Raw genomic sequence first — 25350 nt, 5'->3', positions numbered from 1 at the left:
GGCAGTCCTCAAAAAAGGGAAAAGGGGGCGCGCAGGCGCCGCCCCGGGGTCGTGAAGCGGAATGCGGGTTAGGCTTCAGCGGACCGGAGGACCGCGGATACGGGGCGTGTGGGCGTGAACGCTCGGGGGCGCGCACGGCGCCGCGTCCCTGGGAACCTCGTTGCGTGGCGCGAGCGGCAACGCCGCCGGCTTGCCGCCGAGTGCGCCGGTGGCGATGCCCGGTGCGTGCAGACAGATCTGGCAGATCTGCTCGATGGCCTGCGGCGCGTGATCGTGGGCGTGCGCCAGCACCAGCCACTGGCCGAAGACCACGGCCAGCAGCAACAGCAGGTGCTTGGGGGCAAGGCGAGGCATGCGGCCGATTGTAGCGGGGCCGTCAAGCCCTGCGTCGCCCGATCGGGCGCTGCTGGTCGTCGATCAGGCCATGCCGCTGCAGCCAGGCTCGCGCATCCTCGGCGTCGCGCTCGAACCAGGCCTGCGCGCCGCCGAGGCGGAAGTGATAGCCCCAGGCGTCTATGTCCGCGAACAGTTGCGCACGTGAATAGCCGGGCAGGTGGTCGGCGAAAAGGCTTTGCAGATAGCAGACGCCGGCTTCCTCGATGTCTTCGCCGCCGGCGTCGGTGTGCAACGCGGCGCGGCGGGCCTGGTCCATGCACAGCCAGTGACACAGCTCGTGCAGGGCCGAGTGCACCGGCGTGTCGGCGCGCACGAACAGCGCATCGCCGACGAGGCCCGCCTCGGATTCGCCCCAGTAACTGCCCGGGATCGGATCGCCGTCGGCGACCCAGCGCAGCTGCATGCCGCACGCGCCGACGAAGCCTTCGAGCACGCCGTCGGCGAGTGCGGCGCAGCGCACGACCTCGTCGGCCGGGCCAGCGGCGGTGTCGCAGACGCGTTGCGCTAAAGTGATGGACATCCGAACGACATCGAGGAGAGCACCATGTGGCAGTCTAAGGCCTGGGTCGGGGCAGTTGCGTTGGCGGCGGCGGCGATCGCCGGCTGCGGCAGCAGCGATCCGGTGGGTGGCGGCACGAACGCGCCGGACACCGGATCCGGTGGCGGCGATGCCGGTGGTCCGCCGCGCGCGGGCCGCACGCCCAATGACGGCGACAGCCTCTACCTCAACGTGCTGCCGCCGGGGGCCAACGGCAACTCGGCCGGCGGCGTCGGCGTGCCGGTCGAAGGAGCGCAGCTCGTCTATCCAAACAACTTCCGCGACCAGCTCGATCTGTACGGCAACCTGGCGTACTCGCCGCCCAACCTCAAAGCCACGCCGTGCACGCCGCCGACGTCCATCGACGCCCATCAGCCGGTGTCCGACCTCGCTTGCAACTACTTCAAACGCGAGGGCTTGGAGCCGGACACCGTCGTCTCGGAGATCACGCTGCAAGCGCACAACGGCAAGTCGGTGATCATCCGCCGCGACGCTTGGGGCGTGCCCTTCGTCGAGGGTGAGGACCGCGAAGCCGCGGGCTTTGGTTTCGGCTATGCCGCGGCGCAGGACCGGTTGTGGCTCTACGACGTGCTGCGTCAGGTCGGCCGCGGGCGTTTCTCCGAGTATCTGGGGCCGGCGCCCGACACCTATGGTTTCGATGCCGACATCGCCAACGTCGCCGGCTACAGCGAGGCCGAGTACACGGCGATGATCGAGGCGACGGCAGCCAAATTCGGCGACCTCGGCGGCGTTATCCTCAAGGATCTCGATGCCGTCGTCGCCGGCATGAACGCTTATCTCGCCCACGTGAGTTCGCCGCAGGGTCTCGGCGAGGCGCCGCCGGAGTACGCCTCGCTCGCGGTCCAGCCCGGCGGCGAGCCGCTTCGCTTCCCGCCGGCGCCGTTCACGCGCGGCGACATCGTCGCCTCGGCGGTGCTGATCCAGGCGATTTTCGCCGCCGGCGGCGGCGGCGAAGCCAGCGCGGTGCAGTTGCTGCAGAAGCTCGATCCCAGCTTTGGCCCGAACAGCACCTCGGTGCCGCGCGCGGCCTGCGAGTTCTGGCGTGACGTGCGCCACGCCGAGGACGCGGACACGCCGCTGACCATCGACTTGGAGTTTGCGACCCAGGTGCCCGGCCGCGTCAGTGAAGTCTGTCCACAGCCGCTGCCGCCTGGCGTTGCGATCTGGGATCCTGGCAGCCTCGAAGGGCGCGTGACCCTCTACCGCGAACCGGCGGGCGGTGTGCCGCTGCCGCTGCCGACGGCGGACACGGTGCGCGAACTGCTCGACCTCGAAGATCTTTTGCCCAGTCTGCTGCCGCTCGCCGGGCTCGTGCCGCAGCCGCTGCAGTTTCCGTTCGACCTATTGGGCAAGGCCGACGAGGTCCAGATCCCGCTGCGGCCGAGGCTCGATCCCGAGCGCAGTGTCGTCGCCTCGCTCGATCCGGCGCAGGGCGCGCACCGGCACCTCGCCGCGACCGGTCTGCATATTCCGTTGCGCATGTCCAACTTCCTCGCGGTCAACGCCGACCAGACTGCGAGCGGGCATCCGATCGCGGTGATGGGGCCGCAGTCGGCTTACTTCGTGCCGCAACTGCTGTGGGAGGTCGCGATCAAGTCCAATGGCGGCACTGATCTGGACTTCAACGGCCGCGGCGTGGTCTTCGGCAACCTGCCGTACATCAACATCGGCCGCGGACTCGACTTCGCCTTTAGCGCCACCTCGGGCGGTTCCGACCTGGTCGACATCCGCGTCTCGCGCATGTGTAATCTCGACGGCTCGCCGGCGTCGCGCGATGACGCCAACGGCGACGGTTTTCCCGATGCCGACGGCTATCTCGTCGACGTCGGCGACGGCGAGGGCCTGCGCTGCCGCGCCTTCTACAAGCGCACCGACGAATGGGTCGCGCAGCCGACGGTCGCGAGCGTCGCCCTCGGCGGGCCCACCGGCGCCGAGACCGTGCGCCGCTTCGTGCTGCGCACGCACTACGGCCCAGTGTTCGCGACCGCCACCGTCAACGGCGAGCCGGTGGCCATTTCGCGTCAACGCACGACCTTCTTCGGCGAACTCGACACCGCGTTGCCGTTTGCGCTGGTGACCACGCCGACGATCAAGAACGCCGCCGATTTCCAGCGCGTGTTCAACAGCATGACCGGCACCTTCAACTGGATCTACGTCGATCACCGCGACGTCGGCTACATCCACAGCGGTCTTTATCCGCGGCGCGCGGCGACGGCGCATCCGGAGCTGCCGGTCTGGGGCGATGGTCGCCACGAATGGGCGTCCGATGCTGCCGTGCTCGATCGACTGTTCTTCGCCAATTTCGGCGGCTCGCGACCCTTCCCCGGGCGCGCGGTGCCGGTCGCGCAGGGCGATCCGCGGCGCGGTTACTTCGAGTGGCCAGGTTATCTGTCGCTCACCGAGCATCCGCGCGCGATCAACCCGGACAAGGGCTGGATCACGAGCTGGAACAACCGCCCGGCGAAAGGCTGGTGGGCGGCCGACTTCAACGGCACCTATGGTCCCACCCATCGCGCCGATATGCTCGAAGACCGGCTCGAAGCCTTCGCGGCCACGGGGCGCAAGCACGACATCGCCAGCATGATCGAGATCATGTCCGATGCCGCGCACACCGATTTGCGCGGGCAGACGGTGTTGCCGCTGCTGCTCGAACTGATGGAGGCCGGGCCGCTCAACGACGAACAGCGGCAGGTGGTGGCGCTGATGCGCGCGTGGATGAATGCCGGCTCGCGGCAGTGGATCGACGGCGGCGAGGGCCTGGGGGCCTACCGTCGCGACCGCGACCAGGACGGCGACTACGATCAGCGCGCCCAGGTGCTGCTGATGGACGCCTGGTATCCGCGCCTGATCGACAGCGTGCTGCCGCAACTCGTCGCCAACGACGGCCTCGTCGGCAGCGGCCGCTACGACAATCCGCGCGCGCAGGGTTCGGCGTATCAGGAAGGCTGGTTCCAGCACATGAAGCGCGTGCTGGAGATGGCGCTGGGCAAGAGTGCGACGCCGTATCGGCAACTGCGCTGCGCCGACGGCACCCGTGACGGCTGCCGCGCCGCGGTGCTGCTCGCACTCGATCAAGCGCTCGCGGATCTCGGCGGCTTTGCGAACCGCGACCAGTGGACCGGCTCGCCGCGGGCGCCGGCCGGCGGCGAGCGCGTCGAGGACGCCGACGCCGTGCGCCACACACCGTTCTCGTTCCTGCCGGTGCCGGCGATCCACTGGACCAACCGCCCGACCTTCCAGCAGGTGATCGAGATCCGCACGACGCGCGTGCCGTGACCGCCGTCAGCGCGCTGGCGTCAGCGCCGCGCTCGGCGGGCGTCCGGTCCAGCGCTTGAAGGCGCGGCGGAAGTTGTGCGCGTTGGCGTAGCCGAGGCGTTGGGCGACACGCGGGTTGGGCCAGCGCCGCTCGCGCAGCAGCGTCCACGCGAGCTCCGCGCGCACCTCGTCGACGAGTTCGCCGTAGCTCGTGCCGTGCTGGCGCAGCATGCGCTTGAGCGAGCTGCGGCTCATCGACAGTGACGCTGCGGCCTGTTCGAGCGCGAGCGTCTGCGGCAAGGCGCGGCGCAGGCGCCGGCGTAGGAATTCGAGCAGGCCGACACGCCGGCCGCCGTCGTCGAGCCGAGCGCGCAGCCGCGTCTGCAGCGCTGCGAAGCGCGCGGCATCGGCATCGGCGAAGGGCTGGAACAGCAGCGGGTAGGGAATGCGCACGCGGCTGACTGGCGCGTCGAACGCCGGCTCGATGCGCCAGTGCAGACGGTAGGACTCGACATCGGCCGGGCACGGCCACGCCAGCTCGACCGCCGGCGTCGGGTCGCGCTCGCGAAGCTGATGGCGCAGCAGGCCGAGCAGCAGCGAGATCGTCAGCTCGGTGACGAAGCGATCCTGACCCTGCAGGCCGATGGCCGGTCGCAGATAGAGGCTCAGTTCGCGATCCCCACCGCCGAGACCGATCTGCAGCAGCGGCAGGAAGCTGCCGCGCAGGCGGTGCCAAACGCGCAGGGCGCGCGCGAGATCCGGCGCGCACTGTAGCATCTGCAAAAAGGCGTGGTCGCGGTTGGCGAGCATCGCCTCCGCGGCGACGAAGGCCAGATCGTCGACCGGCACCTGCCGACGGCAGTTGCGCACCAGGTTGAGCCAGTCGCGGCCGGCGATGCGGTGATCGTCGGCGGCCAGATGCGCGGGGAAGATGCGCGTGTTCGACAGCAGGCGATGCAGTTCGGCATCGCGGCGCAGGCAAAGATCGATCAGATCGCGGCCGCACGACGCGAGCCACAGGCACTTGTCGTCGCCGTCGAAGGGCGTCATCGGGCGGCGGCCCACTGTGCGCGTCGGCTCGCGCGCGAATGCGCCGCCAGCGCGTCGCCGATCTCGGTCGGCGCGGTCCTGCCATTGCGCCCGTCGACGGCGTGCGCGCTGCAGCGCAGGGTGCAGGCGGCGGCCTCGTCGCCGAGCTTCGCGAACCGGTCCTGCAGCAGCCGGCCCAGGCGCACCGCGCGCGGCAGCGGCGTGTCCGGCAGCAGCATCACGAAGCGGTCGCCGCCATAGCGGCACAGCAGGCTCGACGGCCGCATGCGCATCAGCAGCCACTCGCTGATGCGGACCAGCAGGCGATCGCCGGCGACGGCGCCATACGTGTGGTTGTAGCGCGCAAAGCCCTCGACATCGATCACCAGCAGCGACAGCGGCTCGTCCGGTGCGCGCAGTTCGAGCTCGCGTTCGAGCGCGTGCTGCAGGTAGGCGCGGTTGTAGAGCTTGGTCAGCGGGTCGAGCAGGCGGTGATCGCGCAGAAAGTGTTCGCGACCGCTGAGCTGACGATGGACGATGCGCTGCTCGCGCATCCAGCCCGCCACACCCACCGTCAGCAGCAGCATGCCGAGCGGCGCCGGCGCCGATTCGAGCAGGCTCTGCGGATGATCGACGCCGACGTATTCGAAGAACTCGTCGAACAGGTCGAGCGCGTAGGACCAGATGAGCAGACCGGTTCCGGCGATCAGGCAGTGGCTGACCCAGCCGCGCGGACGGTAGGCGACGACCAGGCCGAGCCAGCCGCAGGCGACGAGCAGGGTCACCGCCTCGCCGAGCACGTCATACCAGGCGATCGCCGACAGCGGTTTGGGCTGTCCCAGCGACAGCGCCAAGGTGCAGCCGACGCACAGGGCCGCGCACAGCAGCAGCAGGGACGGGAGGTGTTGTCGCCACATGGTAGCGCGGGAAGGATCGGATCAAGGGCAAACCCTCGTGCACCTTCATGACAACGGCATGAAGGCGGCGCAGCGACGCGAGCCGAAATGACCCGGGTCGCGCCGGCTCGGGTGGCTGCGTTCCGCCGTGCCTCGCTGTCACATTGGGTCCATAGAGTCCCGCCTCGACCGTTGGCCGGCGCCCGTGCCGGCGTTCTTCGAGGGGGACATCGATGCGCATCCGTACGATCGTGCCGCGGCGGCAGGGCGGCAGGACACTCATCGCAGTCATGGCCGGCGTGTGGCCGGCGCTGGTCGCGGCGCAAGCCGACACCGCGCCGACGCCGCTCGACCCCATCACCGTGACCGACAGCGCGGACTTTTTCCGCTATCGCAGCGACTCGGTGTCGCCGCGCCTGATCTACGACGCCGCGTACTTCTCGCGCTTCGAACCGCTGTCGGTCGGCGACATGCTCAAGCAGGTGCCGGGCGTAGCCTTCACCAGCGATGTCGGCGAATACGACGCGCCGCAGTTGCGCGGCATCGGCACCCAGTACACGCAGATTCTGATCAACGGCGAGCGCGTGGCGGGCGCCGGCGACGATCGCAGCGTCTTCGTCGACCGCATTCCGGCGGAACTGGTCGAGCGCATCGAGATCATTCGCGCGCCGACCGGCGATCTCGACGCGCAGGGCATCGGCGGCACGATCAACATCGTGCTCAAGAACGCCGGCGAGTTCTCCGGCGGCCAGTACCGCAGCGGGCTCTACCGCAGCGGCGACGGCACGCTGCGCGGCAGCGGCTACCTCGGCTATGGCGGTCAGAGCGGGCGCTTCAGCTACATGGCAGCGCTCAACTATCAGGGCCGCTACAACGCCAAGGACAAGCGCGAGACTCTGTACGACGCCGACGGCAATCTGATCGGCCTCGCGCAGGAGGACGACGTGCGCGACAGTCGCGATATCGCCGGCAACCTGCGGCTGTCGTGGCTGCTCGCCACCGGCGGCACGTTCTCGGTGGACGGCTACTCGGTTGGCACCGATCGCGACGAGGATCAGCTCTCGCCGAACTTCGAGGTCGAGGACGGCGTCGCCGAGCTCGACGCGATCGAGTTCGAGCACGAGGACATCGAGGAGAACAGCCACGGTGTCGCACTGAGCTTCATGCAGCCCTTCGGCGAGGCGCGCTTGAACATCGTGCTCGACTACAACCGCTTCGATGTCGACATCGACAACGTCGCCGGCGCGGTCGAGGACGGCGCCGAGCTTGCGCTGGAAACCGAGACCATCGACACCGACGATACCGAGATGCGGCTGTCGCCGAGCTTCGAACTGCCGCTCGGTCGGAACGATCGTCTGCACGTCGGCCTCGACCTGGCGCGCAAGGCCCGTGACGCCGCCACGCGCACTGCGGAGTTCGACGAGGACTCGGGCGAGTTCGAGGACGAGACGGAGATCAACGGCGTCTACGAGATTCGCGAGAAGCGCCTTGACGCCTTCGCGCAGTACACATGGACGCTGAACGCCCGCCACGCACTCGACGGCGGCCTGCGCCTCGAAACCACCGAGCTGGAGCAGCAGGGGTTCGATTCCGATGGCAATCTGCGTAAGGCCGATGACCGCCAGACCGAGCTCAATCCGAATCTTCACTATCGCTGGCTGTTCACCGCGAACGACCAGATCCGCGCCAGCGTCGCGCGCACGCTGCGCCGTCCGGACTTCAGCGCTCTGGTGCCGTTTCTCGAAGAGGATGACGGCGAGTTCTTCGTCGGCAACCCGGAGCTCAAGCCGGAGACGGCGATCGGCTACGACCTCGGTTACGAACATCGCTTCGCCGACCAGGCCGGCATCATCGGCGTCAACCTGTTCTATCGCGATGTCCGCGACCTGATCGAGGTGATCGAGATCGAGGACGATGTCGAATCACCCGCGAACAGCGGCGATGGCGAGGTCTACGGCATCGAGTTCGATGCGAGCCTGCCCCTCGTGATGCTCGGTCTGCCGGGTGTCAACGTCTACGGCAACTACAGCTACCAGAAGTCGCAGGTCGCCGATCCGTTCACCGGCGAGCAGCGGCGCTTCCAGTTGCAGCCGATCTACGTGTTCAACCTCGGCTTCACCCACAAGCTGCCGCCGCGCATCACCTGGGGTGTGAGTTTCCTGAAGCAGGGACGCGCGCTGGCGTTCGCATCGGACGAGATCGCCACCGTGCGCTACGACGGTAATCTCGAAGCCTTCGTCGAGTATCAGATCCGGGAGAATCTGTGGATCAAGCTCAACGGCAACAACCTGCTCGATGCGCACAAGGACGAAACCTTCCGTGTCTTCGACGATGATCTGCCGGACGGCCAGCTCGAAGCGTTCGAGGTGGAGACCGAAAGCGTCGGGCGCATCGCGATCCTGACGCTGCGCGGCCGCTTCTAACGATCGGGAGGATGACGATGAGACGAATCACCTCACTCGCGGCCGCGCTCGGCCTGGCCGCCTGCGCGACGCTCGACACCGACCCGCCGCTGCCGACGGTGGCGGGCGCCGTCCAGGTCGCCGAGCGCTGGCACACGGTGCGCGACGAAGGCGACAACATCGACTCGGTGGCGACCTGGCACACCGCTGAAGGTCGCCACTGGCTGCTCGCCACGGCCAAGCAAACGGACCGCCTTCTGGTCTTCGATGCAGCAACCGGCGCGCCGGTCCGCAAGGTCGGCGAGCCCGGCAGCGGCGCGGGGCAGTTCGACCGGCCCAATGGCGTGTTCGTCATCGACGATCTGGCCTTCGTCGTCGAGCGCAACAACCGCCGCGTGCAGCTCTTGCAGTTGCCCGACTTGACCTCGCTGCTGCGCTTCGGCAGCGACGGCGAGGACGCGCTGCGCAAGCCCTACGGCCTGTGGGTCCACAAGCTCGCCAGCGGCGACTATCGCGTCTACGTGACCGACAACTACGAGACCGCCGACGAGCGGGTGCCGCCGCCGGCCGAGCTCGACCGGCGCGTGCAGCAGTTCCTCGTGCGCCGCACCGACGAGGGCTGGACCGCCGTGCGCGAGCGCAGCTTCGGTGCCACCGAGGGTGCCGGCGTGCTGCACATCGTCGAGTCGATCTGGGGCGATCCGGCACACGGCCGCCTGCTGATCGCCGACGAGGAGCAGTATCGCCAGCGCAACATCAAGGTCTACGGCTTCGACGGCAGGTTCACCGGCCGCCGCGTCGGTGCCGGCGTGTTCCGCTTCCAGCCCGAGGGCATCGCGCTGTACGCCTGCGCCGACGGCAGCGGCGCGTGGTTCGCGACCGACCAGGGCAAGCAGGAGAACTTCTTCCACGTCTTCGACCGGCGCAGCCTCGACTACCTCGGCAGCTTTGGCAGCGCCACGGTGCTCAACACCGACGGCATCTGGATGACGCAGACCGCGATGCCCGGCTTCGATCACGGTGCGTTCTACGCAGTGCACGACGACGGCAACGTCGCTGCCTTCGATCTGGGCCGCGTGCTCGATGCGGTAGGCGTGGCGCGCTGCGCGCCGTAGTCGCATCATCGTCGCCATGATCGATCGCAGACGTTTTCTGCAGCAGGCCGGTGGCGCCGTCGCCGCGGCCTTCGGCGGCTGGCGCCAGGCCCTGGCGGCGGAGCTGGGCGCACCGCGCGATGCGGCGCTGCAGCCCGACCCGCTCGGCATCCTCGACCTGCCGCCCGGCTTTGCCTATCAGGTGCTGTCGCGCGCCGGTGACGAGATGGACGATGGCCTGTTGGTGCCCGGCGGCTGCGACGGCATGGCGGCCTTCGCCGGTACGGACGGGCGCATCGTGCTGGTGCGCAACCACGAGCTCGATGCGCGCAGCGGGCGGCGTTTCGGCACCGCCTTCGGCGCGGGCGACGCGCGACTGGCAAAGCTCGTGCGCGAGCGGCTGTTCGATGCCGGTGGCGACGCGCCGGCCTATGGCGGCACCACGACCTTGGTGCTCGATGCGCGCGCAACGCGCGTCGAGCAGCAGTTCCTGAGCCTCGGCGGCACGCTGCGCAACTGCGCCGGCGGGCCGACGCCGTGGGGCTCGTGGCTGAGCTGCGAGGAGAGCGTGCAGCTGCGCGATGCGCGCCATGCGCGCCATCACGGCTGGGTCTTCGAGGTGCCGGCGGCGCAGCGCGATCTGGTCGAGGCGCAACCGCTCACGGCGCTCGGGCGTTTCAATCACGAGGCGGCAGCGGTCGATCCGGCGAGCGGCATTGTCTATCTGACCGAGGATCGCCCGGACGGCCTGTTCTACCGCTGCATCCCGCGCGAGCCGGGCCGGCTCGCCGCCGGCGGCCGTCTGCAGGCGCTGGCGCTCGCTGACTGGCGCGCGGCCGACACGCGCGGCTGGCACGCCGGTGTCGCGCGCTGCGAGCGCGGCCGCGAGTACCGTGTGCGCTGGATCGATCTCGACGACACCGATGCGCCGGACGACGATCTGCGCCTGCGCGGCCACGCCGCCGGCGCCGCCGTGTTCGCGCGCGGCGAGGGGCTGTGGTGGGGGCGCGGCGAGTGCTGGTTCGCCTGCACCAGCGGCGGTGCGGCGCAGGCCGGGCAGATCTTCCGCTACCGGCCGGATGCGCGCGGCGGCACGTTGACGCTGTTCGTCGAGTCCGACGATCCGGCGCGCTTTGCCCAGGCCGACAACCTCACCGTCGCACCCTGGGGCGATCTGATCGTCTGCGAGGATGCCGATCGCGCCTGCCAGCTCGTCGGCGTGCGTGCCGACGGCAGCCTCTACGTGCTCGCGCGCAATCCGTACAACGAGTCCGAGTTCGCCGGTGCCTGCTTCGCGCCGGACGGACGCACGCTGTTCGTCAATCTGCAGTGGAGCGGGCTGACGCTCGCGATCCGCGGGCCGTTCGAACGGCTGTGAAGGCCGTTGGAAGCGGACCGTCAGCGTGACGCCGCTGCGCCGCTCACCGCGCGCCGCTGCCTGCCAGCGCGCGCAGCGCCTGCGCTAGGCGCTCGACCGTGGCGTCGACGTCGGCGAACTTGTCGAGGCCGAACAGGCCGATGCGAAAGCTCCGGAAGTCCGCGGGCTCGTCGCACATCAGCGGCACGCCGGCGGCGGCCTGGATGCCGAGTTCGACGAAGCGCTTGGCCGAGGCGAGGTCGGGATCGCGGGTGTAACTGACGACCACGCCCGGCGCTTCGAAGCCGCTTGCGGCCACGCTCGGATAGCCATGCTCGACCAGCAGTGTGCGCACCTTGCGTCCCAGCATCTCTTGGCGCTCACGCAGATGATCCAGACCCAGGCTCACGGTCTGTTGCGCGGCATCGCGGAAGTGGCGCAGCGCATCGGTCGGCATGGTCGCGTGATAGGCGTGACTGCCGTTCTCGTAGGCCTGCATGATCTGGCGCCACTTGCGCAGATCGGCGGCAAAGCTGGTGCTCTGCGTCTGTTCGAGGCGATGGGCGGCGCGCGCACCGAGCATCACCAGGGCGCTGCTCGACGGCGCGCTCCAGGTCTTCTGCGGCGCCGATAGCAGCACGTCGATGCCGCGTGCGCGCATGTCGACCCAGATCGCGCCGGAGGCGACGCAGTCGAGCACGAACAAGCCGCCATGCGCGTGCACCGCCGCACCGACACGGTCGAGGTAGTCGTCGGGGAGGATGATGCCGGACGCGGTTTCGACGTGGGCGGCGAACACCAGCTCGGGCTTGTCGCGCGCGATCGCGGCCTCGACTTCCTCGATCGGCGGCGGTGCGAACGGCGATTGCGGTGCATCGCTGACGCGGCGCGCCTTGAGCACGGTTTCGTGCGCCACGATGCGGCCCATCGCGAAGATCTGGCTCCAGCGGTAGCTGAACCAGCCGTTGCGGATCACGAGCACGCGAGCGTCCTGCGCGAACTGGCGCGCGATCGCCTCCATGCCGTAGCTGCCGCCGCCGGGAACGACGGCCACCGCGTCGGCCTGGTAGACCGAGCGCATCAGCGCGGAGATGTCGCGCATCACCTGCTGGAAGTTGCGCGACATGTGATTGAGCGCGCGGCCGGTAAACACGACCGAGAACTCGGCGAGGCCGCCGGGATCGACGGGAGATTCAGCTACCACGGGCGTCATCCGGATTGCGAACGGGCCGTCATTGTCGCCGATACACGCGCCAGCACGCGCGCCGTGCTCAGGCAGCGTGCGCGGCCTCGGGCGTATCGAGCATCCAGATGCGATCCTGCCCCCAGGTCGTGAAGCGGCCCTGGCGGAAGCTGGGAACGCCCCACAGGCCGGCGTCGAACAGGGCGTCGCGATGGGCCTGTGCATGCGTCGTATCGATGCCGCGTGCGAGCGCCGCCTGCGCGTGCGTCCAGTCGAGCCCGCAACGCGCGAACACCGAGGCGAGGTTGGCGTCGCGCCGCAGATCCAGGCCCTCGGCCCAGATGCTCTGCATGGCGATGGCGGCGAAACGCAGTTGTGTATCGGTGTCGGCGTCGTAGGGAAACACGCTGAGCACGCGCAGCACGCCGTCGCCGACCGGATCGTGGATCTTGCCGAAGGCAATGCCCTGCGCATCGGCACAGCGCTGCACGTCGCGCACGATGTACAACCGCTTGATCGCCGGTACCGGCAAACCGCGCATGACCATGGGCAGCACCGGACGCAGCGTTAAGTGCGGATGGCGGCCACGCTCGCGTTGCCGCAGTAGCTGGACGGCGGCGAGATACGAGTACGGGCTGCGGAAGCTGAACCAAAACTCAAGCGGTGCCGTCGGATCGCGCCCGTCGGCGACGAGGCGGCGCGAATCGCGCACCGATAGCGGTGCGTCGCCGCTGAGCACGCCGTCGGCCGTAAGGCGCGCGTGCAGGAAGTCGAGCCGGTCGATCGCCCAGAACCATTCGCCGCGGTACTGCCACATGCCCGGCAGGTAGTGGCCGAGCTTGCGGCGCCGCTGCGCGTTGGCCGCGAGCACCGCGGTCGTCTGGCCGGCGTCGCCCGGGGCCGTCAAGCTGCGGCCCTCGGCCAGCGCCGCCAGGCATTCGCGCTCGACGGCGAGAAACTCGTCGGCGTCGCGTGTCTGCGCAAGCAGCGCCTGCATCGCTGCATGCTGCGCCGGCGGCACCGCCACCGGCGCCGGCAGGTCATGGCAGGGGGCAAGGCGCGCAGCGTCGCGCGCGGCGAAATCGCGCTGTTTCGCCGCCTCTGGATAGGTCTGCGCGTCGGGCGCCGGCACCACGCGGATGTCCAGGCGCGTGCCGAGGCGCGCGCGCATGCGCCGCGCGAGCGCGGCGGCGAGTTGCGAATGCGGATCGCCGACCTCGTAGTACAGCTCCAGCGCGCGTCCGGCATGAAGGCGCGCGATCGGATCGCGCGAGCGCGCGATGCGCTCGGCGATGCGCGACGCAAAGGAGGGCGGCAGGCCGGACTGCGGCAGCCAACGCGGTGCTTGGTGTGTGTGCATGATCGATTCCTCCGCGCACCGCCCATCATGCGGTGGCCGCACCCCAGACTTCCAGAAACTCTCGGCGCTCGATGCGGCGCAGCGGTTTGAGCGTGAGCAGCGGCTCAAGGCCGGTGCCGTCGACAAAGGCCGCGACCGACGCGCGGCCGGCGTCGTCGAGCGCATCCCAGGCGTCGGTGACGCGCTGCAGCTTGTAGATCAGATAGGGCGCGACGACGGTGGTGACCGGCGTTCCGCGCAGCGTGAAGCAGTCGCGCACCAGGCCGCGCTCGGCCGGTTGGCCGACCAGACCTTCATGACCGTGCGCGCGCCACCAGCGATCGAGTGCGCGGACGGTCATCTCGACCTCCGGCACAAAATCGGTGGCGATCTGGCGCAGCAGCGGCCGCAGGGTGTCGGGCACGGCATCGTCGTCCGGCAGCGCGTAGGGCGTGTGCGGGAACTCGGGCGCGTCGTGGTCGGGGGCGTTCATGCGCTCGGTCCAGCGGTACAGGCTGGGTGCCTTCGACTTCATCAGCGTCGCCGGCACCGGATCGCGCGCCAGGTGCGCATACAGCGGCGCCATCAGGCCGTAGTCGGCGATCGTCGGCAGGCCGCCGAGCGCGTAGGGCTGCGCGCGCAAGTGCGCGTCGAGCGTCGTCAGCAGTTCCTCGTAGCACGCCTCGATCACCAATGCCGTGGTCGCGTCGATGCCGAGGTTCGGCAGGTGGCTGTGCAGGTAGTTCATGAAGTTGCCGAGCTGCTGCTCGACGACCTCTGGTGCCGCGCGGCCCGGGCGGTAGCTGAGGCCAAACTCGTGACGCAGGAAGGCCTCGTTCTGGTCGCGGTAGCCCCAGCGGTAGTGCATCGCCGGACGCACCAGGCCGTCGCTGCCGTACAGATCGAGGATCAGCGCGACGATGCGCTGGCGTGGCGTTGCCGGTGTCGACGGATGGCGTGCGAGACCGCGGGCTTCGAGGAAGTCGATGATGTCGGCCGTGTCCTGCACGACCGTGCCGTCCGGCATGCGGATCACCGGATTGATGAAGCGCTTGAGACGCGGCAGCAACTGCTTCTGGAAGATCGGATCGGACGGCAGCCGCTCGGAATAGGGAATCCCGTTCTTGCGCAGATAGCTGCGCACCTTGCCGGTGTACATGCCCACGGGTGCGCCGAACAGCAGCAGAGGCTCGGTCCGTTGAAGGTTCATCGCCGGTAGAAAGGACAAGATATGGACAGATTGTAAACTTATTGACGATGTGTCAATAATCGCAGTAGATGCGCAAAGGAGAGCCGATTTGGACCTGCCGATCCGCTACCGCCTGGCCCGCGTTCCGGCTGGTCTACCGGACGCCGAGACGTGGACGCGCACGCAGGAGCCGGGGCGCGCACCCGGAGACGGCGAGCTGCGCCTTGCCGTGCGCTATATCTCGATCGACCCGGCGATGGCCGGCTGGATCCAGCCGGTCCGCAGTTATGCCGAGCCAGTGCGCGTCGGCGAGGTGATGAAGGCCTTCGGCATCGGCGAGGTCGTCGACAGCCGCAGCGAGCGCTACAGCACCGGCGATGTCGTCTTCGGTCTGCTCGGCGTGCAGACCGAGGTCACCTTGCCGGCCAAGGGCCTGCGCAAGCTCGATCCCAAGATCGTGCCGCTGCCCAAGTACCTCGGCGGGCTGGGCATGCCGGGGTTCACCGGCTACTTCGGGCTGACCGAGATCGGCCAGCCGAAAGCGGGCGAGACGGTCGTCGTCTCCGCCGCAGCCGGTGCGGTCGGCTCGGTGGTCGGTCAGGTGGCGAAGATCAGCGGTGCGCGGGTGATCGGCATCGCCGGCGGTGCCGACAAGTGCCGCTATCTGCTCGACGAGCTCGGCTGTGACGGTGCGATCGACTACAAGGCCGAAGACGTGGGTGCTGCTCTCGATCGCGTGGTACCCGAGGGCATCGACGTCTACTTCGACAACGTCGGCGGCGCGACGCTGGACGCGGTGCTCGCGCGCATCCGCCGGCATGCGCGCATCGTCGTCTGCGGTGGGGTATCGCAGTACGCCACGCTGGCCGGCGCACGCGGGCCGGCGAACTACCTACAGCTGGTCGCGCAGAGCGCGCGCATGCAGGGTTTCACGATGCTCGACTACCTGCCGCGCATCCAGGAAGCGGCGATGCAGCTCGGTGCCTTAATGATGAAAGGCAAGCTGAAGACACGCGAGCACATCATGGACGGGATCGACCAGTTCCCGGCGGCACTGGAACTGCTGTTTGCCGGCGGCAATCACGGCAAGCTGATGATCAAGGTCTAAAAGGGGGCGAGCAAGATGAACGTGCATGAACTCTGGGTGCGGCGCGATGACCTGCGCCAGACCAGGCTGGTCGAGCGCGCGGCGCAGGCGCTCGACGAAGGCGAGATCCGCGTCGCCATCGACAAGTTTGGATTGACCGCGAACAACGTGTCGTATGCCCTGACCGGCGATTTGATCGGTTACTGGAAGTTCTATCCGGCGCAAGGCCACGAGAGCGATGGCTGGGGCAAGGTGCCGGTCTGGGGCTTCGCCGACGTGATCGAGTCGCGCTGTGCGGACATCGCCGTGGGCGAGCGCCTGTGGGGATTCTTTCCGATGGCGACGCAGGTGGTGCTGCGGCCCGGCAAGATCGAGCCGGCGCGCTTCAAGGACTTCGCGCCACACCGCAAGGCGTTGCCGGGCCTGTACAACGAGTACCACCGCACCGCCAACGATCCGCCATTCCTCAAGCAGATGGAGGACGAGCGCTGCCTGCTGTTCCCGCTGTTCGCGACCTCGTTCATCCTCTACGACTATCTCATCGCCAATGACTTCTTCGGTGCGCAGCAGGTGCTCATCGGCTCCGCATCGTCGAAGACCGGCTTCGGGCTCGCGCACCTGCTGCATCACGACATCGCCGTGAAACAGCGCGTGGTCGGCCTGACATCGCCGTCCAATGTCGCATTCGTCAAAGGCTTGGACGTCTGCGACGAGGTCGTCACCTATGGCGATATCGCGACGCTCGACGCCTCCAAGACCACGGCCTTCATCGACATGGCCGGATCCGGCGAGGTGATCCGCGCCGTGCACGAACATTTCTGCGACAACATCCGCCACAGCGCGATCGTCGGCGCCACGCATTGGGACGCGGCGCGGCACGAGGGCACGGTGCCCGGGGCACGGCCGACGATGTTCTTCGCGCCCTCGCACATCGCGCGCCGCGAGAAGGAGTGGGGGCCGGGCGCGGTGCTGATGAAGGCCTTCGCCGCGGGCGCGAAGATCGCGCAGTCGGTCGCCGACAAGCTCGAGGTCGTGCACGCGCGCGGACCCGCGGCGGTCGAACAGCGCTACCTGGAGATGATCAACAACCAGGTGCCGCCGAGCCGCGGGCTGATGCTGTCGATGCAGGGCTAAAGGGCGTGGAAATCCTGCGCACACCGGACGAATGCTTCGCCGCACTCGATGGCTGGCCGTACGCGCCGCGCTACTGTGAGATCCGCGATGCCGACGGCACGCCGATCCGGATCCACCACGTCGACGAGGGGCCGCGCGACGCCGATCCGATCCTGCTGATGCACGGCAACCCCACCTGGAGCTATCTGTACCGGCACATGATTCCGCTGCTGCTGGCGGCAGGGCATCGCGTGATCGCCGTCGATTTGGTCGGCAACGGCCGCTCGGACAAGCCGGCGCACAAGGCCGACTACACGCTCGCCCGCCACTACGCATGGATGAACGACTGGCTGCGTGCGATGGACCTGCGCCGCATCACGCTGTTCTGCCAGGACTGGGGCGGGACCATAGGACTGGCCATGGTCGCCGAACAGCCGCAGCGCTTCGAGCGCGTCATCGCCTCGAATACCGGCGTGCCCGAAGGGCAGGGCGAGTCCGAGTTCATGAAGATGTGGGTGGGCATGATGCGCAATGCGAGCACGTTCCCGCTGCGGCAGATGCTGCCGCCGGGCATGACGCGCAAGCTGACGCCTGCTGAACTCGACGCCTATTGCGCGCCATTCCCGGATGCGCGCTACATGGCCGGCATCATCGCCTTCCCGATGCTGATCGCGGTGCAGCCGGACAACCCGGGCGTGCCGCTGAACAAACAGGTGTGGGCCAAGCTGGAGCGCTTCGACAAACCGTTTCTGACGCTCTGGGGCAAGCTCGATCCGGTGTCGCGCGGCGTCGACCGCGAGTTCCAGCGCCGCGTGCCGGGCGCCAAGGATCAGCCGCACCAGCGCTTCGACAACGCCAACCACTTCATTCAGGAAGACGTGCCCGAACTGCTGGCCGAGCACACGATCCGGTTCATCGGTAGCACTGAGTAGATCGGTAGAGTGCGTTCCGCGAGCGCCTGGAGCCGGCTGCGCGGCACTGGTCCCCGTTCCCCGCGTATCCAGTCGGCGTATACTGCAGGCATGCCTGTGATCTCGTATTTCTTCGGCATTTACGTGCGCATGTACCACGATGATCATGCGCCGCCGCAAGTGCACGTCGAGTATCAGGGGCACGAGGCTCTGGTCGCCATTGCATCGGGCGATATCATCGAGGGCGCGTTACCGCGGCGGGCTGCGCAGCTGGTCAAGGAATGGTGTCTGGAGCAGCAGGCGGCACTGCTCGAAGATTGGCGACTCGCGCAGGCATTGCTGCCACTGAAGAGAATTCCCGGAGCGGACAATGATTAAGATCGTTCAGGCTACACCGCCACCCGACAACCGAATCAGTCTGGTGTTCTCGGATGGTTCGTTTGGCGAACTCGATCTCCAGCCCTTGATCGATCGCAATACCGAGCTCACCGAGCCGCTGGCGGATGCTGCGTTCCGCAATCGCTTCTTTCTGGAGCTGGGCGCGCTGTGCTGGCCCAACGGACTCGAATTGAGCGCGGCTTCCCTGCATCAGCGCCTGCGCTCGACTGGGCATCTGCGGACCGTAGAGGCGGCGTAAGGCGCGCGGCTCACTGGCCGAAGTTGTAGCGCAGATCCAGCGCATACAGCGGCTCGTCGGGCAGAACCACGGTGGCATAGTTGCCGGCGAACTGCGGCTGGTCGAAGACGACGACACGTTCCTGCACGCCGGTGAGGTTCTTGGCGTTGAACACCAGCGCCCAGCGGCGCGAAGCCGGTGCGATGGCCAGGCGCGCGTTGAGCTTGGTCGTCGCCTTCTGCAGGCTGGCTGGATCGAGATCCGCATCGAGGTACTGCTCGCCCTGATAGAGCACGTCGATGCCGAGCATCGCGCCGAGCCGATGGCGCGGCCACAGCAAAAAGCGCAACGAGGGCGTGAAGCTGGCGCTGATCCTCGGCGTGAACGGCGTCTGGCGACCCGTGAGGTCCTGCGTCGGCGGCGGGCGTGGATTGCCGTTTGGGTTGCATTCGGGCGCGGTGTCGGTGTCGGTCGCAATCGCCGGGCCGCAGACGAAGGCGCCATAGGCCACATCGGTGAATCCGAGGCTGCCGGCCAGCGTCAGCGCCTCGATCGGCGGCAACCACTGGAAGTCGATCTCCAGACCCTGCGAGACCGCGCTGGCCGCGTTGATCGTGCTGATGTTGGTGCCGTCGAACAGGTTGACCTGCAGGTCGTCGAACTCGACGCGGTAGACCGCGGCATTGAGCACGAGACTGCGGTCGAGCAAACGGGACTTGATGCCGGCCTCGTAGGACATGGCCTGTTCCGGGCCGTACTGCAGATTGTTGGGCGCGAGCAGCGGTCCGGAGAAGCCGCCGCTCTTGAAGCCGCGCGTGACATTGGCAAAGCCGGTGATGGCATCGTTGAATGCGTAGCTGACGGCGAGCTTGGGCGAGCGTTCCGTCTCGCGCCGCGCGCCGCTCTCACTGAAGTTACGCTGGCCCGCGAATGCGAAGGCAGCGGTACACACAGGACGGTTCTGGCATTGCGACGACTGGCTGCCTTGCTTGCGTTCGCGCCCGTAGCGGTAGCCGAAGATCAGGTCGAGCCGCTCGGTGAGCGACCAGGTGCCTTGCACGAACACGGCGAGTGAAGTCGCGTCGACATCGGTGCGATTGAGCAGCTTCTCCTCGGCGAGCGCTGCCGGAATCAGCTGCAGCGGTGCTGGCAGATCGCTGATGTCGGTCGGCAGCCCCAGCGCTTCGAGCAGATCCTGCAAGGCCAGCGGTATCTGCGGAATCGGACGGCCGGCAGCGGTGCCGCCGGCGAGGATCGAGTCGATCACGCCATTGGTGTTGACGGTCACGTCCTGGCTCACCTTGGACGCGCTGTCCAGTCCGAAGATGCCGGCGATCCAGTGCATGTCCTCGCCCCAGCCGAATAGCCCATCGCTGCGAGCCGAGGTGCGGAGCTCGAAGGAGCGTTGCCGGTAGCGCTCAGGTCCCGCGGAGCCGGCGGACTGCGAGTCGATCGGCGAGAAGTCGGTGTCGACCAGGTAAGGGGTTTCGATCAGCGCGTCGGCCAGTATCAGCGTGGCGTCGACGTCGCGCAGCGCGGCGATCTGGCCGAGGTCATGATTGAGCTTCAGCGACAGGCTGCGGGCATCACGGTCGGAGAACACCGGCTCGTTGATCGACTGGCGGCCGTTGAAGGCTTCCGCTTCGGCGTCCGGGTCGATCTGGCGGTAGCGCGTCAGCGAGCGCTCGGAGGCCTGTTGCAGCTCGAAACCGGTGCCGTTGGCACGCGAGCTTGCAACCAGCAGGCCGAGGTCGGCGGTGGTCGCATCGCCAACGTACCAGCGCAGCTTGATGCGTCCGGCGTAATCCTGGGCGTCGTTGGTCTGGTCCAGCATGGTGTTGACCATGCCGGTCTTGCGGTCGCGGGCGCGGAACGACACCCGCGCAGCGAGCACGTCGTCGATCAGGCCGAAGCTGGCACCGCCTTCGAGGCGGCGTTCGGACAGGCTGCCGACCGCAGCCGTGAGGAACCCGGAGGGCTCGAAGTGGGGCTGCGCGGTGGTGAAACTGAGCACGCCGGCGATGGTGTTCTTGCCGAACAGAGTGCCCTGCGGCCCGCGCAGGACCTCGACGCGGTCGACGTCGAAGATGGCATCGGCGATGAAGGTCGAGCGGCCGTAGAACACCTCGTCGATCGCAAGGCCCACCGAAGGTTCGAGGTTGCGCCCCAGCGGCGGCGAGCCGAAGCCGCGGATGTTGAGCGTGGGCAGGAAGTTCGCCGCCTGTGCGAACTTGACGTTCGGCGTGTACTGCATGAGTTCCTGCGCATCCGAGATCGCCGCATCGCGGATCTGCGCGCCGCCGATCGCCGAGACCGAGATCGGCACATCCTGCAGGCTCTGTTCGGTTTTCTGCGCGGTGACGACGATTTCCTCGACCACGCGCCCGCTGCGCGACGGCGTCGTTCTCGTCTCCTGCTCGACGCGCAGCGGCGCAACCGGCAGCGTGGCAACGGTGTCGTCGGCGTCCGCCGCGGCTTCACCGGACTGCGGTTCGGACATGGCCGGTTCTTCATGCACGGGCGCCAGCAGCAGGTCGAGCTCGTCGGCGGCGCCGGCACCGGCACCCATCATCAGCAACAGTGCCGCTGCGGCCTGCAGCGGTGCTGGTCCCGATCGCATCGCCTGCTCCTCCAGTGCCGCCATGCCGGGTGGGGCCAGCGGTCTCGCTTGCATCGCCGTGGCCGGCCATGCCGGCTCACGTTAATTGACATGCTGTCTACTTTGAATCAGTGGCGGGCCAGCGTCAACGGCCGGAGTGTCGGTGATCTGCGATGATATTGACAACATGTAAATAAACGGCAAGCATTGCGCCGCAGTCCCTGTCTCCAGGAGAGCGAGTCATGTCCGACGCCGCCTGCGGTCCCGCAATACCGGATGACGTGCCGTCTGCGAATGTGACGGTCGCGCCGCGCGAGTTGCACATGGAGATCTTCGATCCACGCAGCGGCGATGTCTGGCTGCATCAGCAGCCGATCAGCGAGGCGGAATACAGGGCTTTCCGGCCGGAGCCGCCTTACGTGAAGTCGGGTCTGGGCCGCTCGGCGATGGATTTCGCCTGGTTCAAACGCTCGCCCGGCGCGGATGCGGACAGCGCGCTGGAGCAGCGTCGCATCGGCGGTCTCGATTGGGTGCGGGTTGCGCGGCCACGCCAGTTCCGCGGGCTCGCACCCGGCGATGCGCCGACCCGTCTGGTGATCGAGAAACACCATGTCATCGGCTTCGAAGCCGGAACGCGGGTGAACTTCGTGCGCCTGCCCGACGGCGGCTGGTACGTGCAGCAGACGGCTGCCGCCGATGGTAGCGTCATTGCCGAGCCCGATGACTGGGCCTTGTTCCATGTCGAACTGCCCCGGCGCTGGGTCTGTGATCTGGGCTGTCCGGTGACGGTGTATTTGTTCCGCAATCTGCGCAGCTTCCAGGGGCCGGTGCCACAGAAGGCCCTGCCGGATGCGCAAATGAAGCCCGGCCGGGGTCCGGTATGAGCCGCCGCTGGTTGATTGCCCCAGCGGCGGTGATCACGCTGCTGATCGTGGCGGCCGTATTCGGCGACCGCCTGCTGCTGCGCGCGATGCAGCGCCAGGTGGTGTCGACGCTGTCCGGCGAGGCCTTTGCGCAATACGCCGAAGGCTTGAACATCGTGCTCTGCGGCAGCGGCTCGCCGATGCCGGACCCCAAGCGTGCCGGGCCCTGCGTCGCCGTGGTCGCCGGCGGACGCATCGTCGTGATCGATGTCGGCAGCGCAGCGGTGCGCAACTTCCCGCAGCTCGGCCTGCCGCCCGGTCGCGTCGAGGCGCTGCTACTGACGCATTTTCACTCGGATCATATCGACGGCCTCGGTGAACTGATGCTGCAGCGCTGGGCCGGCGGTGCTCGCGATACGCCGCTGCCGGTTCAAGGCCCGGCGGGCGTCGAGCCCATCGTCGACGGATTCAATCTCGCTTACGGTCATGACTTCGGCTATCGCGTCGCGCATCACGGGCCAGCGGTCATCCCGCCGTCCGGCGCCGGTGCCAGGGCGCTTGCCTTCACGATGCCCGGCGACGGCGAGAGTCGCGTCGTGCTCGACGATGACGGCCTTAGGATCACCGCGTTTTCGGTGACCCATGCGCCGGTCGAGCCGGCCGTCGGCTATCGCATCGACTATCGCGGTCGCAGTGCGGTGATCTCCGGCGACACGATCAAGTCCGACAACCTCGCGCGCTTTGCCCAGGACGTGGACCTGCTCGTGCACGAGGCGCTCGCCGTGCATCTGGTCGACGTGATCACGGCCGGTGCGCGTGCGGCGGATGCCGGGCATATGGCGCAGATCACGCTGGACATCCACGACTACCACACCACGCCGGTGCAAGCGGCCGAGCTGGCGCAGGCGGTGCGCGCAAAGCACTTGCTCTACTACCACATCGTGCCGGCACTGCCGCTGCGACGACTCGAAAAGTTGTTCATACAGGGCGTCGCCGAGGTCTACGACGGCCCGGTCACGGTCGGCCGTGACGGTACCTGGATCCAGTTGCCGGAGGCCAGCACCGACGTGCGGCTGCGCCGCCGTGGCTGAACGCAGCATTGCCGCTGTGCTGCTGACTTCATCTGCGCGACGGTGCACGCTGATGCCTCGCTGGCGGGCCGTTGGAGCGCCGTCGATGCACCCGAGGCGGTTGTCGAACTACGCGAGATCGACGGCCTCTGGCAGGGACATATCGTTGCGCATGCCACGCATCCCGAGCGTGTCGGCACGCATGTGTTCCGTGACTTCGCACCATTGAAAGACAAGTCGCGTTGGCGCGGCCGGCTTTATGTACCGCGACGCAACCGCGAAGTCGACGCGGAGCTTGGACTGGAGGGCGACCGCCGCTTCATCACGCGTGTGGGCACGCTGCTGGGTGAGCGCCGCATCGAGTGGCAGCGCCTTGCTGCAGAATGAGCTTCTTTTCGCGGAGACCACAGCATGATCGAGCTTTACACCGCAGCGACGCCCAACGGCCACAAGGTATCCATCGCGCTGGAGGAGCTCGGGCTGCCCTATCGCGTCCATGCGATCGACCTGATGAAGGGTGAGCAGAAGCGGCCGGACTATCTCAAGCTGAACCCAAACGGCCGCATCCCGACGATCGTCGATACCGACAACGACGACTTCGCCGTCTTCGAGTCGGGTGCGATTCTGATCTACCTCGCCGAGAAGACCGGTCGGCTGCTGCCCAAGGACGCCAAGGGCCGCTCGCGCGTGCTGCAGTGGCTGATGTTCCAGATGAGTGGCATCGGCCCGATGATGGGGCAGGCGAATGTGTTCTTCCGCTACTTCCCGGAGAAGATCCAGCCGGCGATCGACCGCTACCAGAACGAGTGCCGACGCCTGTTCGAGGTGCTCGACCGGCGTCTCGGCGAAAGCGAATGGCTTGCCGACGACTACTCCATCGCCGACATCGCCACCTGGCCCTGGGTGCGGACCTACAAATGGTCCGGCGTGAAGGTCGACGGACTGGAAAACCTCAAGCGCTGGCGCGATGCCATGGCCGCGCGCCCGGCCTGCCAGAAGGGTATCGAGGTGCCGGTCAAGCTCCCGCCGCTCGACGAGGCGTCCGATGCCGCACGCGCGTTCGTCAAGGGCGCGCAGAGCATGCTGCAGAAGTGAGCGGCAGGGGACGGCGGTGAGTCGGACGCGCGATCACGTCCTCTACGGCTGGGAGCTGTCGCTGTACAGCGGCAAGATCCGCGCCTATCTGCGCCACAAGGAGATCCCTTTTCGCGAAAAGCGCGTGACACTGTGGGACATGCGCGCGATCAAGCGCCGTACCGGTGCCAAGGTGATGCCGGTCGTGCTCACGCCGCAGAACGAATGGCTGCGGGACACCTCGACCATCATCGACGTGCTGGAGACGCGCTACACCGATGCTCCGGTGGTGCCGTCCACCCCGCGTCAGCGCATCGCCGCCTACCTGCTCGAAGCCTGGGGCGATGAGTTCTGGCTGCCGAGCGCGATGCACTACCGCTGGAACTTCGAAGAGAACTACCGCGAAGTCTTCGAGCCTGAAGGTGGGCGCAATCTGCTGCCGTTCGCGCCGCGCTTGCTGAGAAACCGCGTCGTCGCCAAGGCCGCAGGCACGATGCGCAGCTTCCTGCCGGGCCTGGGTGTGGTTCCGGCACAGCTCGATGCCATCGAGCGCTGGACCGAGACGATGTGCGACGCGCTCGATGCGCATTTCGCCCGGCAGCCCTATCTGCTCGGCACGCGCGCGAGCCTCGGCGACTACGGCTTGATCGGCCCGCTGTACGCACATCTTGCGCGTGATCCTTACCCGGCACGCACGCTGATCGAGCCGCGCCGGCATCTGGCCGCCTGGGTGCAGCGCATGCTGCAGCCGCGGGCGAACGACCGCGGCGACTTCCTCCCCGCCGATGCGGTCCCGGACACCTTGCAGCCGCTGTTCGCCTCGATCTTCGGCGAGTTCTGGCCGTATCTGCAGGCGACGCTGGCCGAAGTCATGAAGGCAACGCCGGGGCTGGCGCCCGGTCGCGGCTATTCGCGGGCGCTGGGCCGCATCCAGATCCCGCTCGCCGGTCGCCCGTTCACGCTCAGTGCACGCCCGTATAGCCTGTGGATGGCACAGCGCGTGTTCGATGCCTACGCCGCCCTCGATGCGCAATCGCGCAGCGGCGTCGACACCTGGCTCGCCGGCCTTGGCGGTGTCGAGGCCATGCGCCTGCCGATTCCGCGGCTCCAGCGCATGGCGCTGCGCGTCGCGCCGCAGTAGCGCGCCGCATGTACACCGCCTACGTTTCCGACGTCTCCTACTACGGCGGCAAGCTCGAATGGCAGTAGGCCGCGGTGCTCGGCGGCTTCATGCGCCGCCGACATTCCCGCCGGCCTCGAGGCCGAGTTCGAGCTGCCGCTGCGACAGCGTTACCCCGTGTCCCTTGGTATGGCCTGC

Annotated in this window: 22 protein-coding genes; 14 read left to right on the top strand and 8 right to left on the bottom strand. The window is 67.9% G+C overall.

Annotated elements, in window-relative coordinates:
* Nucleotides 1-75: 75 nt before the first annotated feature.
* Nucleotides 76-354, bottom strand: a complete 279-nt coding sequence (locus ABSH63_RS01805; protein ID WP_352886874.1) for a hypothetical protein — start codon at nt 352-354, stop codon at nt 76-78.
* Nucleotides 355-376: 22 nt separating this feature from the next.
* Nucleotides 377-916: a hypothetical protein gene (locus ABSH63_RS01800; protein ID WP_434223235.1), complete on the bottom strand. Its 540-nt coding sequence runs from the start codon at nt 914-916 to the stop codon at nt 377-379.
* Nucleotides 917-940: 24 nt separating this feature from the next.
* On the opposite strand from ABSH63_RS01800, the gene ABSH63_RS01795 reads away from it, so the two are divergent.
* On the top strand, nt 941-4231 hold the full coding sequence (locus tag ABSH63_RS01795; protein WP_352886873.1) for a penicillin acylase family protein: 3291 nt from the start codon (nt 941-943) through the stop codon (nt 4229-4231).
* A 6-nt stretch (nt 4232-4237) separates the two neighbouring features.
* Here ABSH63_RS01795 and ABSH63_RS01790 read toward each other — a convergent pair whose 3' ends face one another.
* Entirely contained in the window at nt 4238-5260 is a 1023-nt protein-coding gene (locus ABSH63_RS01790) for a helix-turn-helix transcriptional regulator (RefSeq protein WP_352886872.1), read from the bottom strand.
* Nucleotides 5257-6156, bottom strand: a complete 900-nt coding sequence (locus ABSH63_RS01785; RefSeq protein WP_352886871.1) for a GGDEF domain-containing protein — start codon at nt 6154-6156, stop codon at nt 5257-5259. Before ABSH63_RS01785 ends, ABSH63_RS01790 begins: the two co-directional genes overlap by 4 nt.
* 212 nt (nt 6157-6368) lie before the next feature.
* On the opposite strand from ABSH63_RS01785, the gene ABSH63_RS01780 reads away from it, so the two are divergent.
* From ABSH63_RS01780 to ABSH63_RS01770, 3 genes are read left to right on the top strand one after another with little or no spacing between them, the layout of a single operon-like run.
* Nucleotides 6369-8558: a TonB-dependent receptor plug domain-containing protein gene (locus ABSH63_RS01780; RefSeq protein ID WP_352886870.1), complete on the top strand. Its 2190-nt coding sequence runs from the start codon at nt 6369-6371 to the stop codon at nt 8556-8558.
* Nucleotides 8559-8575: 17 nt separating this feature from the next.
* Entirely contained in the window at nt 8576-9652 is a 1077-nt protein-coding gene (locus ABSH63_RS01775; protein ID WP_352886869.1) for a phytase, read from the top strand.
* 16 nt (nt 9653-9668) lie between these two features.
* Nucleotides 9669-11009: an alkaline phosphatase PhoX gene (locus tag ABSH63_RS01770; RefSeq protein WP_352886867.1), complete on the top strand. Its 1341-nt coding sequence runs from the start codon at nt 9669-9671 to the stop codon at nt 11007-11009.
* Between the two features lie 43 nt (nt 11010-11052).
* On the opposite strand, the gene ABSH63_RS01765 is transcribed toward ABSH63_RS01770, so the two are convergent.
* From ABSH63_RS01765 to ABSH63_RS01755, 3 genes are all read right to left on the bottom strand, one after another.
* Entirely contained in the window at nt 11053-12192 is a 1140-nt protein-coding gene (locus ABSH63_RS01765) for an aminotransferase class V-fold PLP-dependent enzyme (protein WP_434223234.1), read from the bottom strand.
* A 67-nt stretch (nt 12193-12259) separates the two neighbouring features.
* Entirely contained in the window at nt 12260-13531 is a 1272-nt protein-coding gene (locus ABSH63_RS01760) for a DsbA family protein (RefSeq protein ID WP_352886864.1), read from the bottom strand.
* Between the two features lie 25 nt (nt 13532-13556).
* The gene (locus ABSH63_RS01755; RefSeq protein WP_352886862.1) at nt 13557-14720 is read right to left on the bottom strand and encodes a glutathione S-transferase family protein; all 1164 of its coding nucleotides are present in this window, start codon (nt 14718-14720) and stop codon (nt 13557-13559) included.
* Between the two features lie 88 nt (nt 14721-14808).
* Between ABSH63_RS01755 and ABSH63_RS01750 the strand changes: the two genes are divergently transcribed.
* The 5 genes from ABSH63_RS01750 (at nt 14809) to ABSH63_RS01730 (ending at nt 18447) form a co-directional block, all read left to right on the top strand.
* The gene (locus ABSH63_RS01750) at nt 14809-15807 is read left to right on the top strand and encodes an NADP-dependent oxidoreductase (protein ID WP_352886861.1); all 999 of its coding nucleotides are present in this window, start codon (nt 14809-14811) and stop codon (nt 15805-15807) included.
* A 15-nt stretch (nt 15808-15822) separates the two neighbouring features.
* The gene (locus ABSH63_RS01745; RefSeq protein ID WP_352886860.1) at nt 15823-16920 is read left to right on the top strand and encodes a DUF2855 family protein; all 1098 of its coding nucleotides are present in this window, start codon (nt 15823-15825) and stop codon (nt 16918-16920) included.
* Between the two features lie 5 nt (nt 16921-16925).
* Entirely contained in the window at nt 16926-17831 is a 906-nt protein-coding gene (locus tag ABSH63_RS01740; protein WP_352886859.1) for a haloalkane dehalogenase, read from the top strand.
* A 90-nt stretch (nt 17832-17921) separates the two neighbouring features.
* Entirely contained in the window at nt 17922-18188 is a 267-nt protein-coding gene (locus ABSH63_RS01735; RefSeq protein ID WP_352886858.1) for a DUF4160 domain-containing protein, read from the top strand.
* Nucleotides 18181-18447 carry a DUF2442 domain-containing protein gene (locus tag ABSH63_RS01730; RefSeq protein WP_352886857.1) on the top strand — a complete coding sequence of 89 codons (267 nt, stop codon included), beginning with the start codon at nt 18181-18183 and terminating at the stop codon, nt 18445-18447. Before ABSH63_RS01735 ends, ABSH63_RS01730 begins: the two co-directional genes overlap by 8 nt.
* Nucleotides 18448-18457: 10 nt before the next feature.
* On the opposite strand, the gene ABSH63_RS01725 is transcribed toward ABSH63_RS01730, so the two are convergent.
* Nucleotides 18458-21046, bottom strand: a complete 2589-nt coding sequence (locus ABSH63_RS01725) for a TonB-dependent receptor (protein ID WP_352886855.1) — start codon at nt 21044-21046, stop codon at nt 18458-18460.
* A gap of 221 nt (nt 21047-21267) precedes the next feature.
* On the opposite strand from ABSH63_RS01725, the gene ABSH63_RS01720 reads away from it, so the two are divergent.
* Genes ABSH63_RS01720 through ABSH63_RS01700 form a run of 5 tightly spaced genes read left to right on the top strand, consistent with a single transcriptional unit; the run spans nt 21268 to nt 25173 of the window.
* Nucleotides 21268-21909, top strand: a complete 642-nt coding sequence (locus ABSH63_RS01720; RefSeq protein ID WP_352886853.1) for a hypothetical protein — start codon at nt 21268-21270, stop codon at nt 21907-21909.
* The gene (locus ABSH63_RS01715) at nt 21906-22979 is read left to right on the top strand and encodes an MBL fold metallo-hydrolase (protein ID WP_352886851.1); all 1074 of its coding nucleotides are present in this window, start codon (nt 21906-21908) and stop codon (nt 22977-22979) included. The genes ABSH63_RS01720 and ABSH63_RS01715 overlap by 4 nt, the downstream gene beginning before the upstream one ends.
* 42 nt (nt 22980-23021) lie before the next feature.
* Nucleotides 23022-23345 carry a hypothetical protein gene (locus ABSH63_RS01710; protein WP_352886849.1) on the top strand — a complete coding sequence of 108 codons (324 nt, stop codon included), beginning with the start codon at nt 23022-23024 and terminating at the stop codon, nt 23343-23345.
* Nucleotides 23346-23369: 24 nt separating this feature from the next.
* A complete protein-coding gene (locus ABSH63_RS01705) occupies nt 23370-24053 on the top strand; it encodes a glutathione S-transferase family protein (RefSeq protein WP_352886846.1) in 684 nt (227 codons plus the stop codon).
* A gap of 16 nt (nt 24054-24069) precedes the next feature.
* Entirely contained in the window at nt 24070-25173 is a 1104-nt protein-coding gene (locus ABSH63_RS01700) for a glutathione S-transferase family protein (RefSeq protein WP_352886844.1), read from the top strand.
* The last annotated feature ends 177 nt before the right edge of the window (nt 25174-25350 follow it).

This window comes from Sinimarinibacterium thermocellulolyticum (assembly GCF_040327995.1).
GTDB lineage: Bacteria > Pseudomonadota > Gammaproteobacteria > Nevskiales > Nevskiaceae > Solimonas > Solimonas thermocellulolyticum.
The sequence above is the reverse complement of the archived record's forward strand: the minus strand, read 5'-3'. Positions and strand labels throughout refer to the sequence as shown.

Coding starts and splice junctions, on each gene's coding strand:
- ABSH63_RS01735 (WP_352886858.1), top strand. CDS start 17,922: ATGCCTGTGATCTCGTATTTCTTCGGCATTTACGTGCGCATGTACCAC.
- ABSH63_RS01730 (WP_352886857.1), top strand. CDS start 18,181: ATGATTAAGATCGTTCAGGCTACACCGCCACCCGACAACCGAATCAGT.
- ABSH63_RS01715 (WP_352886851.1), top strand. CDS start 21,906: ATGAGCCGCCGCTGGTTGATTGCCCCAGCGGCGGTGATCACGCTGCTG.
- ABSH63_RS01745 (WP_352886860.1), top strand. CDS start 15,823: ATGAACGTGCATGAACTCTGGGTGCGGCGCGATGACCTGCGCCAGACC.
- ABSH63_RS01725 (WP_352886855.1), bottom strand. CDS start 21,046: ATGCGATCGGGACCAGCACCGCTGCAGGCCGCAGCGGCACTGTTGCTG.
- ABSH63_RS01780 (WP_352886870.1), top strand. CDS start 6,369: ATGCGCATCCGTACGATCGTGCCGCGGCGGCAGGGCGGCAGGACACTC.
- ABSH63_RS01755 (WP_352886862.1), bottom strand. CDS start 14,720: ATGAACCTTCAACGGACCGAGCCTCTGCTGCTGTTCGGCGCACCCGTG.
- ABSH63_RS01705 (WP_352886846.1), top strand. CDS start 23,370: ATGATCGAGCTTTACACCGCAGCGACGCCCAACGGCCACAAGGTATCC.
- ABSH63_RS01795 (WP_352886873.1), top strand. CDS start 941: ATGTGGCAGTCTAAGGCCTGGGTCGGGGCAGTTGCGTTGGCGGCGGCG.
- ABSH63_RS01760 (WP_352886864.1), bottom strand. CDS start 13,531: ATGCACACACACCAAGCACCGCGTTGGCTGCCGCAGTCCGGCCTGCCG.
- ABSH63_RS01720 (WP_352886853.1), top strand. CDS start 21,268: ATGTCCGACGCCGCCTGCGGTCCCGCAATACCGGATGACGTGCCGTCT.
- ABSH63_RS01775 (WP_352886869.1), top strand. CDS start 8,576: ATGAGACGAATCACCTCACTCGCGGCCGCGCTCGGCCTGGCCGCCTGC.
- ABSH63_RS01805 (WP_352886874.1), bottom strand. CDS start 354: ATGCCTCGCCTTGCCCCCAAGCACCTGCTGTTGCTGCTGGCCGTGGTC.
- ABSH63_RS01800 (WP_434223235.1), bottom strand. CDS start 916: ATGTCCATCACTTTAGCGCAACGCGTCTGCGACACCGCCGCTGGCCCG.
- ABSH63_RS01770 (WP_352886867.1), top strand. CDS start 9,669: ATGATCGATCGCAGACGTTTTCTGCAGCAGGCCGGTGGCGCCGTCGCC.
- ABSH63_RS01790 (WP_352886872.1), bottom strand. CDS start 5,260: ATGACGCCCTTCGACGGCGACGACAAGTGCCTGTGGCTCGCGTCGTGC.
- ABSH63_RS01785 (WP_352886871.1), bottom strand. CDS start 6,156: ATGTGGCGACAACACCTCCCGTCCCTGCTGCTGCTGTGCGCGGCCCTG.